Source organism: Sorlinia euscelidii, assembly GCF_036452135.1.
In the GTDB taxonomy this organism is placed as follows: Bacteria; Pseudomonadota; Alphaproteobacteria; order Acetobacterales; family Acetobacteraceae; genus Sorlinia; species Sorlinia euscelidii.
Map to the genome: position 1 here is coordinate 588178 of NZ_JAWJZZ010000001.1, position 15793 is coordinate 603970.

The 15793-nt window shown below is 58.9% G+C and carries 14 protein-coding genes and 1 tRNA gene; 4 read left to right on the forward strand and 11 right to left on the reverse strand.

All coding sequences use genetic code 11. The features are described 5' to 3' along the window. Positions 1 to 319: 319 nt before the first annotated feature. From CGLAMM_RS02795 to CGLAMM_RS02825, 7 genes are all read right to left on the reverse strand, one after another. Positions 320 to 394: transfer RNA gene (locus CGLAMM_RS02795), tRNA-Thr, on the reverse strand. Positions 395 to 461: 67 nt separating this feature from the next. Further along, positions 462 to 875, reverse strand: a complete 414-nt coding sequence (dksA, locus tag CGLAMM_RS02800) for an RNA polymerase-binding protein DksA (RefSeq protein WP_394819411.1) — start codon at positions 873 to 875, stop codon at positions 462 to 464. Positions 876 to 1061: 186 nt separating this feature from the next. Next, on the reverse strand, positions 1062 to 1769 hold the full coding sequence (locus CGLAMM_RS02805) for a glutathione S-transferase (RefSeq protein ID WP_394819410.1): 708 nt from the start codon (positions 1767 to 1769) through the stop codon (positions 1062 to 1064). Further along, positions 1762 to 2835, reverse strand: coding sequence for a tRNA 2-thiouridine(34) synthase MnmA (mnmA, locus tag CGLAMM_RS02810; RefSeq protein ID WP_394819409.1), 1074 nt, complete (start codon positions 2833 to 2835; stop codon positions 1762 to 1764). Before mnmA ends, CGLAMM_RS02805 begins: the two co-directional genes overlap by 8 nt. Positions 2836 to 2853: 18 nt before the next feature. After that, positions 2854 to 3168 carry a ferredoxin family 2Fe-2S iron-sulfur cluster binding protein gene (locus tag CGLAMM_RS02815; RefSeq protein WP_394819408.1) on the reverse strand — a complete coding sequence of 105 codons (315 nt, stop codon included), beginning with the start codon at positions 3166 to 3168 and terminating at the stop codon, positions 2854 to 2856. A gap of 23 nt (positions 3169 to 3191) precedes the next feature. Next, a complete protein-coding gene (locus CGLAMM_RS02820) occupies positions 3192 to 4328 on the reverse strand; it encodes a cysteine desulfurase family protein (protein ID WP_394819407.1) in 1137 nt (378 codons plus the stop codon). Beyond that, positions 4325 to 5419 carry a cysteine desulfurase family protein gene (locus CGLAMM_RS02825; RefSeq protein ID WP_394819406.1) on the reverse strand — a complete coding sequence of 365 codons (1095 nt, stop codon included), beginning with the start codon at positions 5417 to 5419 and terminating at the stop codon, positions 4325 to 4327. Before CGLAMM_RS02825 ends, CGLAMM_RS02820 begins: the two co-directional genes overlap by 4 nt. A 371-nt stretch (positions 5420 to 5790) precedes the next feature. On the opposite strand from CGLAMM_RS02825, the gene CGLAMM_RS02830 reads away from it, so the two are divergent. Next, on the forward strand, positions 5791 to 6456 hold the full coding sequence (locus CGLAMM_RS02830; RefSeq protein ID WP_394819405.1) for an alpha/beta hydrolase: 666 nt from the start codon (positions 5791 to 5793) through the stop codon (positions 6454 to 6456). Between the two features lie 105 nt (positions 6457 to 6561). Continuing rightward, positions 6562 to 7818, forward strand: a complete 1257-nt coding sequence (tyrS, locus tag CGLAMM_RS02835; protein WP_394819404.1) for a tyrosine--tRNA ligase — start codon at positions 6562 to 6564, stop codon at positions 7816 to 7818. A 13-nt stretch (positions 7819 to 7831) separates the two neighbouring features. Here tyrS and CGLAMM_RS02840 read toward each other — a convergent pair whose 3' ends face one another. The 4 genes from CGLAMM_RS02840 to CGLAMM_RS02855 form a co-directional block, all read right to left on the reverse strand. Continuing rightward, positions 7832 to 8914 carry a glycosyltransferase family 4 protein gene (locus tag CGLAMM_RS02840; RefSeq protein ID WP_394819730.1) on the reverse strand — a complete coding sequence of 361 codons (1083 nt, stop codon included), beginning with the start codon at positions 8912 to 8914 and terminating at the stop codon, positions 7832 to 7834. 74 nt (positions 8915 to 8988) lie between these two features. Then, positions 8989 to 10458, reverse strand: coding sequence for a heparinase II/III domain-containing protein (locus CGLAMM_RS02845; RefSeq protein ID WP_394819403.1), 1470 nt, complete (start codon positions 10456 to 10458; stop codon positions 8989 to 8991). Positions 10459 to 10664: 206 nt separating this feature from the next. After that, complete coding sequence (gene rpe / locus CGLAMM_RS02850) at positions 10665 to 11348, reverse strand: ribulose-phosphate 3-epimerase (RefSeq protein WP_394819402.1); 684 nt, start codon at positions 11346 to 11348, stop codon at positions 10665 to 10667. Between the two features lie 146 nt (positions 11349 to 11494). Continuing rightward, positions 11495 to 12838, reverse strand: coding sequence for an RsmB/NOP family class I SAM-dependent RNA methyltransferase (locus CGLAMM_RS02855; protein WP_394819401.1), 1344 nt, complete (start codon positions 12836 to 12838; stop codon positions 11495 to 11497). 94 nt (positions 12839 to 12932) lie between these two features. On the opposite strand from CGLAMM_RS02855, the gene CGLAMM_RS02860 reads away from it, so the two are divergent. Further along, the gene (locus CGLAMM_RS02860) at positions 12933 to 13622 is read left to right on the forward strand and encodes a YggS family pyridoxal phosphate-dependent enzyme (RefSeq protein WP_394819400.1); all 690 of its coding nucleotides are present in this window, start codon (positions 12933 to 12935) and stop codon (positions 13620 to 13622) included. Positions 13623 to 13790: 168 nt separating this feature from the next. Next, positions 13791 to 15791: a potassium transporter Kup gene (locus CGLAMM_RS02865; protein ID WP_394819399.1), complete on the forward strand. Its 2001-nt coding sequence runs from the start codon at positions 13791 to 13793 to the stop codon at positions 15789 to 15791. Positions 15792 to 15793 lie beyond the last annotated feature (2 nt).

The following is a 15793-nucleotide window of genomic DNA, read 5'->3' on the forward strand; positions in this document are numbered from 1 at the left end:
CCTGCCCGTTATCCTGCTCACCCTAAGTAGCTGTGCTACTCCACGATACATGCCGATTTGCGCGACCAAAGTCGAATGGCCTGCCGCCGTGCAGATGCGAGCTCATGACGAGCTCGCGGCGCATCCAGAATTAACAGCAACGAGGGAGAGTATCCGGCTATATGCTGCGCAGCGGCAAGTCTTGGATGCGTGCATTGCGAGGTAATGATGGCACGCATATGGCACACTTTTGAACGGAGAACTACGGCTAATTACGATATTTTATGGCAATAAGCTTTTAACGATATGAGAGGAAAACCCCAGAAAACCGAGCATTTTCTGGTGCTGCTGGCGAGGATTGAACTCGCGGCCTCTCCCTTACCAAGGGAGTGCTCTACCACTGAGCTACAGCAGCCTGCCGCAGCTAACTAGCTTTTAAACGGGGATTCCGCAAGCCCTCGCCACGACGTACAAGGCGATTTTCAATCATCGCGATGCACTTTTTCCATACGCTCGTGACGTTCCTGCGCCTCGATGGAAAGGGTCGCAATTGGGCGCGCCTGAAGGCGTTTAAGGCCGATCGGTTCTCCCGTTTCCTCACAAAACCCGTAAGTCCCGTTTTCAATACGTTGCAGGGCAAGATTGATTTTGACAATCAGCTTACGCGCGCGATCGCGGGTCCGCAATTCCAGCGCCCTGTCGGTCTCGACGCTGGCGCGGTCAGAAATATCCGGTTCCAGAATGCCGCCTTCCGACAGGCTGGCGAGAGTGAGGTTGGCTTCTTTCAAAAGGTCCGTGCGCCAACGAATCAATTTCTCCCGAAAAAATGAGACCTGCTGCGGGTTCATGAACTCTTCGTCTTCCGAAGGTTGGTAATCAGGCGGCAGCGTAATCATTGGCAAATGTTCCCGTGAAGACGACCAGATTCTCTCATAACAGGCTCTCCTCTTCCTGACGTTTCATGCCTGAACGATTGTCGGGAGCTGCCGTTGCGACCGGTTTATAAGTCCCCTCCCGGCAAACGCCAAGCCCTTCCACGGGAAAAGCCGGTTTTTTGAGGCCGAGCTTGAAGTTCGGAGCGTTCAGCCCGGGTTGAAATTTTCGTGAGCCGGGTCAGATCCATTCGGAAATTCAAATCGATCAAGTTGCCAGGATGATGGCTCTTCCATGACGCGGCTATACCATTCCCGCATGAGGGGGTGGGCAAGCACGGCATCGCGGTAATCCGCCAGCACCGTTGAGACGGGCACCTGATAGGTCGCAAAGCGCGACATGACCGGCGCAAACATGGCATCCGCAATGCCGAAAGCCGCGCCGAACAAATAGGCCCCGCCCTTCCCGAAACGTGCCCGCGTCGCGGTCAATAATGTCTCGATATCGGCGAGATCACGGGCGACATCCGGGTCAACAACGTCAGCGCGGGGGAAGACGCGCCCGCAATTCATCGGCCAGGCGCGTCTAAGCGGTCCGAAACCCGCATGCATCTGCGCAGCGAGGCTCAGCGCCCGCCCATAAGCTTCAGGCGATTGCGGCCATAATTGTGCATTGAAACCCGCGCAGAACTGGCAGATCGCCAGGCTCTCCCAGATTTCCGCCCCATGATATCGCAGGTAGGGGACGCATCGATTGGGACTGCGTTGATGGATCTCCTCCGTCTGCCCACCCCCTCTGAGCGGGATGACCTCTTCACGCACTTCAAGCCCGGCAAGATTCACAGCGAGCCACGCCCGTAACGACCATGAGGAATAGCGCCGTGTCCCCATGAGAAGGAGGTCGGACGCGTCAGTCATGAAGTGCCTGGATGAAGCCGCCCCCCAAAACATGGGACTGACGATAGAAGACGCATGCCTGGCCCGGGGCGGGCATGGCCGCTTCTTCTAGCTCGACGCGGGCTACAGCGCCCTCTTCCGCAAAAATGCGGGCTTCCCGGGTTTTTTCCCGGGCGCGGAGCTGGACTGTGCAGGCAAGCCCCTCCGGCGGCGGATCGACCAGCCAATTCACATCCCGCAGCCGGAAGCTGCGTCGCCCGGCCCCGGCGCGCGGCCCCACAATGATGCGCCGGTGCGCGGCGTCAATGCGCGTCACCATCTGACGCGTCCCATCTTTTGTATGGACGTCGCCGAGCTTCTTACTCTGCCCCACCGTGTAACGCGCGATACCATCATGCTGGCCGAGGACCTTCCCGGCCTCATCCGTGATGTCACCGGGGCCTCTGACCTCCGGCCTCAGCGCCTCCACCATTTTGGCGTAGGAGCCATCCGTGACGAAACAGATATCCTGACTATCCGCTTTATCAGCGATTTTCAGCCCGAATGATTCAGCTTTCCGACGCACTTCCGCCTTCGAGCCATAGGCACCGAGCGGAAATCTCAGATAATCAAGCTGATCCCGCGTCGTCGCGAATAAAAACCATGACTGGTCACGCGTTTCATCAACGGGGCGATGCAGCTCCGGCCCGGCCGCGCCTTCAACACGCCGCACATAATGGCCCGTCGCCATCGCGTCACATCCCAGATCCCGCGCGAGGGTCAGGAGGTCCGTAAATTTGACGCCCTGATTACAGGCAACGCATGGCACGGGAGTCTCGCCACGCGCATAACTGGCGGCGAAATCATCGATCACACTGTTACGAAAGCGTTCTTCCGCATTGATGACGTAATGGGGAAAATCCAGATGATCCGCCACCGCGCGTGCATCCATGATGTCGCGCCCGGCGCAGCAAGCCCCTTTGCGGCTGACCTGACCATGATCATAAAGCTGCAAGGTGCCCCCGATTACCTCATGGCCCTCAGCCTTGAGGAGTGCCGCCACCACGGAGCTATCCACCCCGCCCGACATTGCGACCATTACACGCATGGAAACGCCACCCTCGAATCAGGCCGTCTTCGGCAGATGCACGACAAGTCCGTCAAGCGCTTCCGTGATGACGATCTGACAACCAAGGCGCGAGGTTTTCTGGAGGCCGAAAGCGAGGTCGAGCATATCCTCCTCATCTTCCGTCGGTGTCGCCAGGCGGTCAGCCCAGGCCGAGTCGACGACGACGTGGCATGTCGCGCAGGCGAGAGAGCCTTCACACGCCCCCTCCAGGTCAATATCATGCTTATGCGCTATTTCGAGAACGGAGAGGCCAATCGGCGCTTCAACCTCACTGCGTGTGCCGTCCTGCGCGACGAAAACCATACGTGGCATACTCAAAATTCCATTTCTTCAACTCAGTTCGCCTGCAACGCCCTGCCAAAAATATCCAGCGCCCGCGAAATATCGGATGACGAGGTAAAACGTCCGACGGAGAGACGCAAGCTTCGTCCCGCATCTGCTTCAGAAAGCCCCATCGCGCGTAAGACGTAAGATGGCGCCACATCACCGGACATACATGCGGATGCGCTTGAATAAGCTAATTCCGGCGTTAATACCATTAAACCCTGTGCTTCGGGGCCATTTTTGAGGCAGATATTCAAAGCACCGGGCAGTCTCGCAGCACCCCGGCCATTCATGACGCTGCGCGGCCAGAGCGCCTTTAAGCCGTTGAAAAGCGCATCACGCAGCGCCGCCAGCCGCGGGGCTTCCGACGCCATATGGGTCTGGCATAGGGCACAGGCAAGCCCGAACCCGGCAATGAGCGCCACGGGCAGCGTGCCGGACCGCAGGCCACGCTCCTGCCCGCCGCCCGAAAATAAAGGGGCAAGGCGGATGCGCGGCCGCCTCTGCACGTAAAGCGCGCCGACGCCCTGCGGGCCGTAAATTTTATGGCTTGAAAATGAGGCAAGATCCACATCGGCGCAGGAAAAGGGCACTTTCCCGATCATCTGGCTGGCATCGCAATGAAAGAGCGCCCCTTTTCCACGCGCGAGCGCGCTCAGTGTTGGCAAATCATTCATGACGCCGGTCTCGTTATTTGCGCCCATGATGGAGACGAGCAGGGTCGGCACGGCCAACGCTTCCGCCAACGCGTCAGGCGAGACAGCCCCGTTTGACAGGACGGGCAGGATAACCGGCTCAAACCCTTCCTGCTCCAGATCATGCACGGCTTCGAGGACACATTTATGCTCCGTCGCCGCCGTGATGATCCGCCGCCGCGGATCACCGTGTTTTTTCAAAAAATGTGCAGCGCCCTTGATGGCCAGATTATTGGACTCCGTCCCGCCTGATGTAAAAATCACCTCCTGCGGCGACGCATCGATCAACCGGGCGACGGCGGCGCGTGCCGCCTCGATTTTCAGCGCGGCAGCGCGGCCCGGCGCGTGATGCGCGCTGTTCGGGTTACCATGGAGGTCGGAAAAACATCTCTGCATCTCCGCAATAACGTCGGGATCACAAGGCGTTGAGGCGAGGTAATCCAGATAGATCACGCCGTGACGCCCTTTTTACGGGTTGACGCCATTTGCCCGTAAGCCATGCAAAATTGCGCGACATCCTCTTCCGTGACATCCCATGGCAGGGAAATGCGGATGGCGTGGCCGGCAAGCTGCCCCATACCCATGGCTTCAAGCACGTGTGAGCGCGTCACTTTACCGGAGGAACAGGCGGAGCCGGTTGAGACGCAGCACCCCGCCAGATCAAGGGCGATGAGCTGCGCCTGTCCACTCATCTCAGGCAATATCAGACAGCTGGTGTTGGCGAGGCGGGCAGTGGCCTCTTTGCCGACCACAAGCGCGCCGCAGGACTGCGCCACGCGCTCAATCTCATCCCGCCAGGCGGCAATCTGCGACCAGTCTTGTTTCTGCCCGGCGCGCATTGCCGCGGCCATACTGGCAATGCCCGGCAATGCGGGCGTCCCGCCGCGCCGCCCTCTCTCCTGCCCGCCCCCGGACATCATTGCCTTAACCGGTATGTCGCCACTCAGCAGAAGCGCACCGGCCCCCTTGAGGCCGCCCGCTTTATGGCCGGATATCGCAACACTGGTCAGGCCTCGCATTGTCATGACGTGTCGCGCGGCATATTGAACGGCATCGACATGCAGGTAAGCGCCATATGTCTGGCAAAGCGCGGCAATGTCCGGAAGCGGATTAATCACGCCGGTTTCATTATTGGCGGCCATGGCGCAGACAAGGGCGGGCCCACCTTTCCGCAGCATGGTTTCGAGATCTTCCAGCGAAACCTCACCTGACGGCATCACAGGTATCACGCTGGCCGCTCTGGCGGCCTTCCGCACCGAATCGTGCTCTGTCGCGGTGATCAGGATCCGGCGATCATGGGAGAAGGCATGGAGGGCCAGCGCATTGGCCTCCGTACCACCGGAAGTGAAGATGAGCTGGTCCTCAATAATGTCGAAGCTTTCCGCAAGCAACGTCCTTGAGCGCTCAAGCAGGCGGCGCGCTTCCCGACCGGCCTTATGGATGGAGGCGGGGTTACCGATGGACATGGCCGCTTCCAGCATGGCCTCACGCGCCTGCGGCCGCGGCTTCTCCGTCGCATTGGCGTCGAAATACAAGTTCATCATCACCCCCGTGATTTCGCAACGTCGCGCATGATTCCGCCATGTATCGGATAAACGATTTTAAAATGACGTGACGATTTAAGTAGAATTTTGCCTTGAAGCCCCGGTATACACGTCGACGAGAAAAAGCGTCACGCTTAAAAATGTACCTGATTCCGTAAGCCGAGACCCGCATTGGCCTGGGCCTGCTGTCGTAATCTGGAAGGAGAATGCTCGGGAGCATGCCTAATCTGCAATCGTCAACCGCACCCCGTTTCCCCGGATCGCTGCACGGCACGCACGTCCTTCTCCTTTTATGTTCTGAAGCCGCGGCGCGCCGTTAGTTAAATGACGCTGCGCGCCCCTCTATCACTCAAATCAACGGAAGCACCTTAATGCCTGAAGTCATGTTTGCCGGGCCTGACGGCCGACTGGAAGGTCGATACCACCATTCTGAAGAAGCAGACGCGCCCCTGGCTCTCGTATTGCATCCCCATCCGCATCATGGCGGCACGATGAATAACCGCATCACATATTCCATGTATCGCAGTTTCGAGAAAATGGGGTTCTCGGTCATGCGTTACAATTCACGCGGCGTGGGGCGCTCCCAGGGGCGTTATGATGGTGGGATTGGCGAGATTTCCGATGCGGCCGCGGCTTTGGACTGGATGCAGTCAATCAACCCGAATTCTTCCGAATTATGGATTGCCGGTTATTCTTTTGGCGCGTTTATCGGGATGCAACTCCTTATGCGACGGCCGGAAATCAGCGGTTGGATCAGTGTGGCACCGCCCGCTAATGATTATGATTTCGGATTTCTCGCCCCCTGCCCTTGTGGCGGCCTGATGATTGCGGGCGGAAAAGACGATATGGCGCCTGAGCCCGGCATCAGAAAGCTTGTCGAAAAGCTGAACACGCAAAAAAATGTCGATGTTGACTACCGCGTTTTCGATAATGCGAACCATATTTTCGCCCATGAAGCCGACCTCGTCTCTGAAGCATTGGAGGAACATGTTTCCGCCCGTCGCGCGGAGCGTCCCCTTGCCCTGACCATGGATTAAAGGCGAAACAGGCAGGGAGAAAAAGCGCGCCATCAAACGGGCGCTTTTTTTATGAGGCCGGGAAGCGTATGAAAGGGGCCCGAATCGACCCCGCGCGGAGGCCCCATGGAAAACACGACCTACAAGAGCCCTTTCCTGCAAGAAGCACAGGCGCGCGGATATATCTATCAATCGACCCATCCTGAAGCGCTCGACCAAGCTTTTCTTGAAGGGCCAGTCAGTGCCTATATCGGGTTTGACCCCACGGCGGACTCATTGCATGTCGGCCATGCGCTCTGCCTGATGGTTCTCCGACTCATGCAGCGCCACGGTCATCGGCCGATTGCGCTTGTGGGCGACGGAACCGCCCAGATCGGTGACCCGTCTTTCCGGGAAGAAGCACGCGCCCTCATGACGGTGGAGACCATCGCGCAAAATAGTGCGGGCGTCGCGCGCAGTCTGCGGCAGTTTCTCGATTTCGACAATGCCGGGTCGTCAGCCCGCATGTTGCATAATGCGGCCTGGCTGAACCGCCTGACCTATCTTGACCTGCTGCGCGATGTGGGCGTGCATTTTTCAGTCAATCGAATGCTTTCTTTCGACAGTGTTCGCCAGAGACTGGAGCGGGAACAGGGCCTGACGTTTCTTGAATTCAATTACTCTATATTGCAATCCTACGATTTCCGCGCCCTCAACCGCGCCGAGGGCGTGACGCTGCAGATTGGCGGATCCGATCAATGGGGCAATATTGTTGCCGGTGTCGAGCTGGTAAGGCGTACGGAGGGCAAACAGGTCTTTGGCCTGACTTTGCCGCTTATCACCACCGCTTCCGGCGCAAAAATGGGGAAGTCCGCGCAGGGGGCGCGATGGGTTCTGGCAGAAAAGCTACCCGTCTTTGAATATTGGCAGTTCTGGCGCAATACGGAAGATGCCGATGTCGGGCGCTTTCTCAAAATGTTCACCGATCTACCCGTAGCGGAATGTGAGCGTCTTGGCGCCCTTGAAGGCGCGGAAATCAATGAGGCAAAGAAAATCCTTGCGACGGAGGCCACCGCCATTTGTCACGGCCGCGCCGCAGCGGAGGAAGCCGCGCAAACCGCAATGGCGACGTTTGAGCAGGGCCGCCTCTCCACCAGCCTTCCGACAATATCGCTCGCGCGTCAGGTGCTTGCAGAGGGTCTGCCCGCATATCGGATTTTTGTTGAAACCGGCCTCGTCAAATCCGGCGGAGAAGCGCGCCGCCTTATCCGTGGCGGCGGGGCGCGACTCAATGACGTCGTGGTCGCGGATGAAAATCAGATGATTACGCTGAACGATCTTTCAGAGGACGTCCTGCGCGTATCGTCAGGGAAGAAACATCACGTCATTATCAAGCCGGAATGACCAGGCGCCACAACTAGCTCGTGGGTGCGGTCAAAAGCCGGACGCTCCGCGCCACACTGTCACTTTCCACATAGAGGCGACATGCGCGCGCCAGCCCCGCAGCACCATAGGCGCGGCGCACATCGCGGTCATCGACAAGACTGTTCAAAGCCCGGGCCAGCGCGTCGACCTGACCGACCGGGACGATCAAACCCGTTTCCTGATCAAGAATCTGCTCACGCGCGCCGCGAATATTCGTCGCCACCACGGGGAGGCCGGTCAACATGGCTTCCACAATCGCCATGGGCAGGCCTTCAAAATGGCTGGGCAGCGTAAAAATGTCGGATGCCGCCATAATGGCAGGGACATCATCCCGATAACCCAGCATCTGCAGGCGCGCGCCAAGTCTTTCCTTCCCGCGCTCAAATTCAGCCGTCATCATATCGCCGTGATCTGTCGGCAGGCGGGCCCCGACAATCCATAGATGCGCGTTTGGGACATCCTCCATCGCGCGAAGAAGCTCAGGATATCCTTTATGGCGCACCAGGCGTGACACAGCCAGGATGACGACCATATCGTCATCAACGCCCAGTTCGGCGCGTATGGCCTGTCGTGCCGCCGGGTCAGGCCGGAAGCGCTGCGGGTCACGTCCGTTAAGATTGGCGACCGCGTGACGGTTGATGCGCCACCGCCGCGCATCCTGCGCCTCTTCTTCCGAGACTGTCATGAAAAGATCGGTCCATTGCCCCGCCATCCATTCCAATATGAAGGAAAGAAGCTTACGCCAGACCGGACCGGGCTGATTAAAGAGGAAGCCATGACACGTGTAGGCGATGCACGGCACACGGCAATAAAGCGCTGCGACCCGCGCGATAAAGCCGCTGATCGGCATATGCGCGTGCACCACATCTGGCTTCGTCTTCCTTATAAGCCGAATAAGCGCTTTCAGCGCATGCCACTGTGCAAAGGGAGAAAGGGAGCGCACCATTGGCACGGCATCGACTTCAAAACCCGCTTTGCGCACGGCGGCAAGGTGCGGCCCTTCAGCACAGGCGCCCGTCACCTCGCAGCCAGCATCCCGCAGGCCCTGCATGATGGGAAGGATGAATTGCCGCATCGCGAAATCAATATTGGCCACTTCCAGAACCCGTAACGGGCCATTCGGACGGGCAGTTGGACGGCGGGATAACGTCACAGCCTTTCCAACGTCCACAGCACCACGCGATGACGTCCGTCTCCCAACTGGTCAAAGGGGAGTTCACCCGGACGTTCGGTGGGATCATTGGCCGTCAGCACAATCTGGTTTGTCTTCTGGTAAAAACCATTTCCGAAATACACGCTTTCCTCAAGGCTCAGGGTCGCGCCCTGCTGGGTGAACTGCCAGATCATGCCGTCACACTCAAGCTCGCAGAATGCCCCCTCTGTGAAATCAGAAATACGGACATCCGGCGCGAGATGAAAGCGGTAGACGAGATTCCGATCCGCGTCGGCCTTGACGCTCTCCGCCCCCCTCAAAACGCGACCATCATCGGAGAGAGACAGGCGCCTTTCCCATTCATAGGCACCCGCGCCGGAAGCCACCTCCATTTTAAGTTCAAGGACGAGCCCGGCATCATTTTCCACGAAGTCGGTTGAGATGCGACGTTCAATGGCCGACGCATCTGCATGCCCTCCCCGCGCAGGTGGAAGAAGACCTTCCGTGACAAGGCTGTTATGCGCCGAGGGATGGCGCAACGCTTCCTGCCATGATGGCAGGCGGGAACTGCCGCAATTGACGAGAAGGCGTTGACGCCCATAGGAGAATTCAAATGCGAAGGGCGCATTATGTGCCGTCTGGTCAAAGCCCGCTTCCGGCGGCGCGCCGCCATCCGCGAGGAGGAGGGCCTTCCTGCCCGTCAGGCGGATGAAACGTCCATCAGGCATGGTGGGCGCGACGATCTTCTGCCGTCCTGCATATTGGATGACACGCTCGACAAAAGCGCCATCATGCGCCCAGCCGCCATGAAACAGGGAAACGCCGCCATCCCCATGGCGCAGGGCGCGCAGGACAGGACAGAGGCGTGTCAGAGATGTCATGATGATGTCGGAAACGGGCTGCTGCGCCATGCGTAAAATGGCGCTCATTTCCGTCAATTCCCGCACGACCTGAAATTGCGTGTCAGGACTGCGCTGCCGCACTGTCCCATCCGGGTAGATCTGCTGCAAAATCGTTGTTTCGAGGCGGCGCAGGGCGCGCTCCCGCAAATATTTAAATCCGGGGAGGAAAAATGCGACAACCATCAGGCCACGCGTGACGACGAGAGATTGCCAGCGCCCCTCCAGTTCCGGTGGTGCAATTGCGAGGAGGCGTCCGACAAGAATGAGGTGCCGCATGAGTCTGCGACGGAAACGCTCATCCGCCGTGCGTGCGTAAAATTCGAAATGTCCGATTATGGCGCAGAGACGCGCAGCGGTCAGGACAGAGTTATCCTGCGGAAGCGGCTGCCGGATCCAGCCTGCAATGCTGGAACGCGCGAGGAGACGCGCCTCCTCCGTGCCCAGGGCCGCGAGGTCACGCAGCCAGAGGAACTTGCCGATTTCCTCCTGCACGAGTGGCGGTAGGGTTTGGCGCTCGATATTATTGAGGAGAAAAGGATATTCACGCCCCTCAACATAAATCAATCCCGCCAGAAGTTTCGCCGCGCGGTCAGCGTTGCCTGTCCAGATATCGCGTAAAACGGCAGAGGGTTCTGACGGCGCTCTTTTGAGGCCAGACAGGGCATGTTGCAGCCTGACTAACGCAGGTTTAATCGCTCATCCTCCTCATCTCCGCACCATCCCGGTTTCAGCGTCCTGCCACGCCGGTGCCGGGGCGCCTCGACAGCGTGTCAGGGCTGCAGGCCGCGCATCCCGGCATCACGCAGATCGCTGATCGCCTTTCGGTAATCAGGCTGGCCATAAACCGCCGTGCCTGCGACCAACATGTCAGCTCCTGCTTTTACAACACGCGGAGCGGTCGTCGGATCAATTCCGCCGTCAACACCGATGCGGATATCACGCCCGGTCGCGTCTGCCATGGCGCGGAGAATCTCGATTTTGCCGATCTGCGCGTCGATGAATTTCTGTCCACCGAAACCGGGATTGACCGTCATAACGAGGATGAGATCCAATTCCTCCATGAGATAGGTCAGTGCCTCAGGCGGCGTGCCCGGGCAGATGGCGATGCCCGGGATGGCCCCTGATTTACGAATGGTCTGCAAGCTGCGATGCACATGCGGGTTGCCTTCACAATGAACATAAATGTGATTGGCGCCCGCCTGGGCGAAGCTTTCGAGATAAGGGTCCGCCGGGGCGATCATGAGATGGACATCGAGAGGCTTGTCCGTCTGGCGGCGCAGGGCCGCGACCATGCTGGGGCCGAACGTCATATTCGGCACGAAATGCCCATCCATGACATCGACATGTATCCAATCCGCGCCATCCCGATCAATCGCGGTGACTTCCTCCCCCAGTCTCATGAAGTCAGCGGAGAGAATGGAGGGGGCGATGAGAGGTATCTTACGTTGCGGCATCCAACTAACCTGACCTAAATATTTTCCCATCAGGACGCCGTGACTTCCCATATTGGGGCGACGCGCGCAATACCGGCGTGTTAAGCGACGATTGATCCTGATGAGATGATGGAAGAACAAACCCGACATTTCAGAACGCGACAATTTTATATACGCTTCAACCGCGCCACGAAAAACCCGTCGAGCCCGCCTTCCTCCGGCCACATCCCCGGATGCGTGCGGAAACAGCCTGACGCCGTCACGGCGAAGGACATGGCGCCTGCTTCCTTTTCGGTAAATGGATGCAACGCCCATCCGCGCGCGCAGGCAGCTTGCACGCGATCCGGCCCTTCCTCATCCTGAAGGGAACATACAGCATAGATCATCGTGCCGCCCGGCGGTAACATTTCGTGGGCCGCGTCAATCAACCTGTCCTGCTGCTGCGTGAGGGAAAGAATGTCGCGCGGGCGCTTGACCCAAAGAACATCAGGATGACGGCGAAATGTCCCGGTGGCGGAACAAGGCGCATCCAACAGCACCATATCGGCCTTATCTTTCGGCCGCCACGTCATGGCATCCGCCTGAACACAGGTAACTTCAAGGTCCAAACGCTTCATATTTTCCTTGAGGAAGCGCATACGCGTCGCATCCCGCTCCACAGCGGTCACATGCGCACCCTGGCTGGCAAGCTGCGCTGTCTTTCCCCCGGGTGCCGCGCAGAGATCAATCACATTTTTACCCGCAACCGCGCCCATCAGAAGCACAGGCATTGCAGCCGCCGCATCCTGCACCCAGAACTGCCCTTCCTCAAACCCGTCAAGAAGGGTGACGCGCGTTCCCGCAGGGTAGCGCGCCGAACCATTCGGTAACAGGCGCGGTGCAATACGGGGCAGATCATCCCGCGTGGAATCCTCCGTATCGTCGCCTGTCTCAGGCGACATGTCGCGCCCTGCCGGCAGCGCCATAGGCGGCGCGATGCCGGGCTTAAGGCGGATATCAAGGGGCGCTTCCTGATAAAGGCCAGCGGCAATGGCGCGCGCCCGGTCTCCCCAGGCGCTCCACAGCCAGGGCGGAATGTCGAGGCGCTCATGATCCAGTCCCGCTTCAAGTTCCGCACCCTCTCTTGCAACGCGACGCAGAACCGCATTGGCCAGCCCCGCGAAAGGCGTCAGGCGTCGTCGACGCAGCAGAGCGACGACCGTGCTGACCGCGGCATGTGGCGGCGTCTCCAGATAACGAAGCTGCGCCACGCCCATAAGGAGCCCGCATAGCACGGGTACAGGGGGCTCTTTTTTAAGCAAAGGACGCAGAAGCTCGGTCATGCTGCCATAATGCCGCAAGACTGTCGCGGCAAGGCGGTGGGCGCTGGCGCGATCCCGCCCTGCTTTGATGCTGCTCCGATCCATCGTCGTTTCCAACATGCGTCGATGCTCGAAGATGCCGGTCAGGATATCGAAAGCAAGGTCGCGGGTGGGATCGGAACGGGATATAAGAGACTTGTCTTGACGCATGCTTAGCCTATCGCATGTCACGCGCCGCGAGGCCACCCCTGACGCGATATGGAGGGTGCGCGCACGACCCTGGATTGAAGAAGGAGTTGCCACAATGACGGGCCTCGCTATTGCTGAAAGTCTCAACGCCATACGCGAAAGGATGCGCGTCGCCTGTACGCGCGCTGCGCGGCCGGAGGGCGCTGTCAGGCTTGTCGCGGTCAGCAAATTCCATCCGCAGGACGCAGTATTGGCGGCGCTTGGGGCGGGGCAATATGTCTTCGGAGAAAACCGCGTGCAGGAGGCCAGAGCGAAATTCCCCCCGTTACGGTCGCGCTTTCCCGACCTGCAACTCCACATGATCGGCACGCTCCAGACAAATAAAGCGCGGGATGCCTGCCGCATGGCCGATGTCATTGAAACGCTGGATCGCCCTGCCCTTGCCGATGCCATCGCCCGCGCGGCGGATCAGGAGGGTCGCCTTCCACGCCTGCTTGTGCAGGTCAATACAGGGGGTGAGCCACAAAAATCCGGGATTGGCCGTGATGCGGCGGATGCATTTATCGAATCGTGCCGTCAACGCTTCGGCGCGCAGCTTGTCGGGGTGATGGGTATCCCGCCTGAGAAAGATGACCCGATACCGCATTTCACTTATCTCGCCTCTCTCGCCGCGCGTCACGATCTGCCGGAAATCTCAATGGGCATGTCAAATGACTTTGAAGCGGCGATCGATTGCGGGGCGACGCTCATCCGCGTGGGGACTGCCATTTTCGGGCAGCGCGCGTCCCAACCTCCCGCCACCTGACACCGGATTTGTGATGCAACCCGGTTTGGACCCCGGACTTTGATGTTGATGCTGTCTGGTTGTCAGCTTGACTGAGATCACTGTATCAGAAGAGAATCGCATGTTCCGCATGAAGGGTCCCTGGGGGTCGCAGCTGGAATACTGCCCTTTCATTTTAGGCCGATTTGCATGACCTCAACGCATGACCGCTCTCAACATGGCCATAAGGGCCATCATGAAGGGGGGCATCATCTAACCGAAACCCATCCTCATGAGGTGACAGCCGGACTTATCCGGGAGTTCGGGCGGGATGGCGGGCATAAATCCGCCCCGGTCGGTGTCGCCGGCCTGCTGGGCGTGCTCGGCGTCGTTTTCGGTGACATTGGCACAAGCCCCCTTTACGCTTTTCAGACCTCTGTCGAAATCATCGGCGGCGGCCAACGCCCGATCCACACTTGGGAGATCATGGGGCTTGAGAGCCTGACTTTCTGGGCTTTGATGATCGTCGTCACGCTTAAATATGTCCTGCTGATCATGCGGGCCGACCATAATGGTGAAGGGGGCATTGTCGCGCTGATGTCTCTTGCCCAGCGCGTCTGCCACACACCGCAATATCGATGGCTCCTCGGTGTGGTTGGCATTGCCGGGGCGTGCCTCTTTTTCGGCGATGGGATCATCACGCCCGCCATCTCGGTGCTTTCAGCCATTGAGGGGATTGAGGTTTCCATACCGTCAGCCGCCCATGTCGTCGTGCCCGTCGCCATCATCATCCTCATCGCTCTTTTCAGCGCACAGGCCCTCGGCACGGGGAAAATCGGCCGCGCCTTCGGGCCGATCATGCTGATATGGTTCATCGTCATCGGCACGCTGGGCGCGATCTCGATTGCGCAGAACCCGCATATTCTCCTGTCGCTCTCGCCCTATTACGCTGCGCAATTTGTCGTCTACCACCGCTTCCTCTCCTTCATCGCACTCGGGTCCGTTGTGCTTTCTGTCACCGGGGCGGAAGCGCTTTATGCGGATATGGGGCATTTTGGCCGCCAGCCCATTCGATATGCCTGGTGCGTCCTGGTTTTACCGTCCCTTGCACTGAATTATCTCGGTCAGGGCGCTTTGTTGATCCGCTCTCCCGACGCCTTGCAGAACCCTTTTTTCCATCTGGCCCCGCATTGGGCGCAGATCCCCATTTTGATCCTGGCGACCTTCGCCACTGTCATCGCCAGTCAGGCGGGTATTTCCGGTGGGTTCTCCCTTTTCCGGCAACTGATGCTGCTGGGTTATCTGCCGCGCATGCGCGTCAAGCATACCAACCCTTATGAGGAGGCGCAGATCTACCTGCCCTTCTTCAATTGGTTGCTCGCGATTGGCGCGGTGATGCTGGTGTTGGCGTTCCGGTCATCCTCCGCGCTCGCAGCCGCTTATGGTATTGCCGTGACCGGCACATTCGTCTGCACGACCTTGCTGGCGCTCGTTGTGTTTCATCGCGTGTTTAAATGGAGCAAATGGCTCACCGCTCTTGTTTTTGGATTTTTCTTCCTCAGCGATGCCTCATTCTTTACCTCAAACGTGCTGAAAATCCCGGAAGGCGGATGGGTGCCGCTGGCGATCGGCCTGTGCGCGACCATTATGATGACGACATGGCAGCGGGGGCGGAACCTCGTGCGGCAGCGCCAGCGGGCGGATAATCTTCCGATGGCCACGTTTCTCGCGCGGCTTCCCCATTCACGCACACCGCGCGTGCCGGGCACGGCGGTGTTTCTGACGGCAGACCCGAACATCGTGCCCAATTGCCTGCTGCATAATCTGCGCCATAATAAGGTGCTGCATCAGAATATCTTTTTCGTCACGGTGCAGAACCTTAATCAGCCAGAGGCAGAGCGGGGACATCGCGCCACGGTGCAGGAGCTGGCGCCGCATATTCACCGCGTCATTGTGCGCTATGGCTTCATGGAGCTGCCCAATGTCACCCGCGCGCTGGAGGATCTCCGCAGTGCCGGGATTGAGTTTGACCCCATCCAGGCTTCTTATTTCGTGTCACGCGAGATTGTCGTGCGCTCTTCCCTGCCCAAACTCCCTATTTGGCGTATGTGGCTTTTCCTCTTCCTCGCGCGTAATGCCGTTTCAGTAACGGAATTCTTCCGCATCCCGCCGGACCGAGTGGTTGAATTCGGGGTGAGAATCTCGATTTAAGT

What these genes read in the sequence shown, in the direction of transcription:
- CGLAMM_RS02815 (WP_394819408.1), bottom strand. Translation starts at nt 3,168, where the DNA reads ATGCCACGTATGGTTTTCGTCGCGCAGGACGGCACACGCAGTGAGGTT.
- CGLAMM_RS02830 (WP_394819405.1), top strand. Translation starts at nt 5,791, where the DNA reads ATGCCTGAAGTCATGTTTGCCGGGCCTGACGGCCGACTGGAAGGTCGA.
- CGLAMM_RS02805 (WP_394819410.1), bottom strand. Translation starts at nt 1,769, where the DNA reads ATGACTGACGCGTCCGACCTCCTTCTCATGGGGACACGGCGCTATTCC.
- CGLAMM_RS02840 (WP_394819730.1), bottom strand. Translation starts at nt 8,914, where the DNA reads ATGCGGCAATTCATCCTTCCCATCATGCAGGGCCTGCGGGATGCTGGC.
- CGLAMM_RS02855 (WP_394819401.1), bottom strand. Translation starts at nt 12,838, where the DNA reads ATGCGTCAAGACAAGTCTCTTATATCCCGTTCCGATCCCACCCGCGAC.
- tyrS (WP_394819404.1), top strand. Translation starts at nt 6,562, where the DNA reads ATGGAAAACACGACCTACAAGAGCCCTTTCCTGCAAGAAGCACAGGCG.
- rpe (WP_394819402.1), bottom strand. Translation starts at nt 11,348, where the DNA reads ATGCCGCAACGTAAGATACCTCTCATCGCCCCCTCCATTCTCTCCGCT.
- dksA (WP_394819411.1), bottom strand. Translation starts at nt 875, where the DNA reads ATGATTACGCTGCCGCCTGATTACCAACCTTCGGAAGACGAAGAGTTC.
- mnmA (WP_394819409.1), bottom strand. Translation starts at nt 2,835, where the DNA reads ATGCGTGTAATGGTCGCAATGTCGGGCGGGGTGGATAGCTCCGTGGTG.
- CGLAMM_RS02865 (WP_394819399.1), top strand. Translation starts at nt 13,791, where the DNA reads ATGACCTCAACGCATGACCGCTCTCAACATGGCCATAAGGGCCATCAT.
- CGLAMM_RS02825 (WP_394819406.1), bottom strand. Translation starts at nt 5,419, where the DNA reads ATGATGAACTTGTATTTCGACGCCAATGCGACGGAGAAGCCGCGGCCG.
- CGLAMM_RS02860 (WP_394819400.1), top strand. Translation starts at nt 12,933, where the DNA reads ATGACGGGCCTCGCTATTGCTGAAAGTCTCAACGCCATACGCGAAAGG.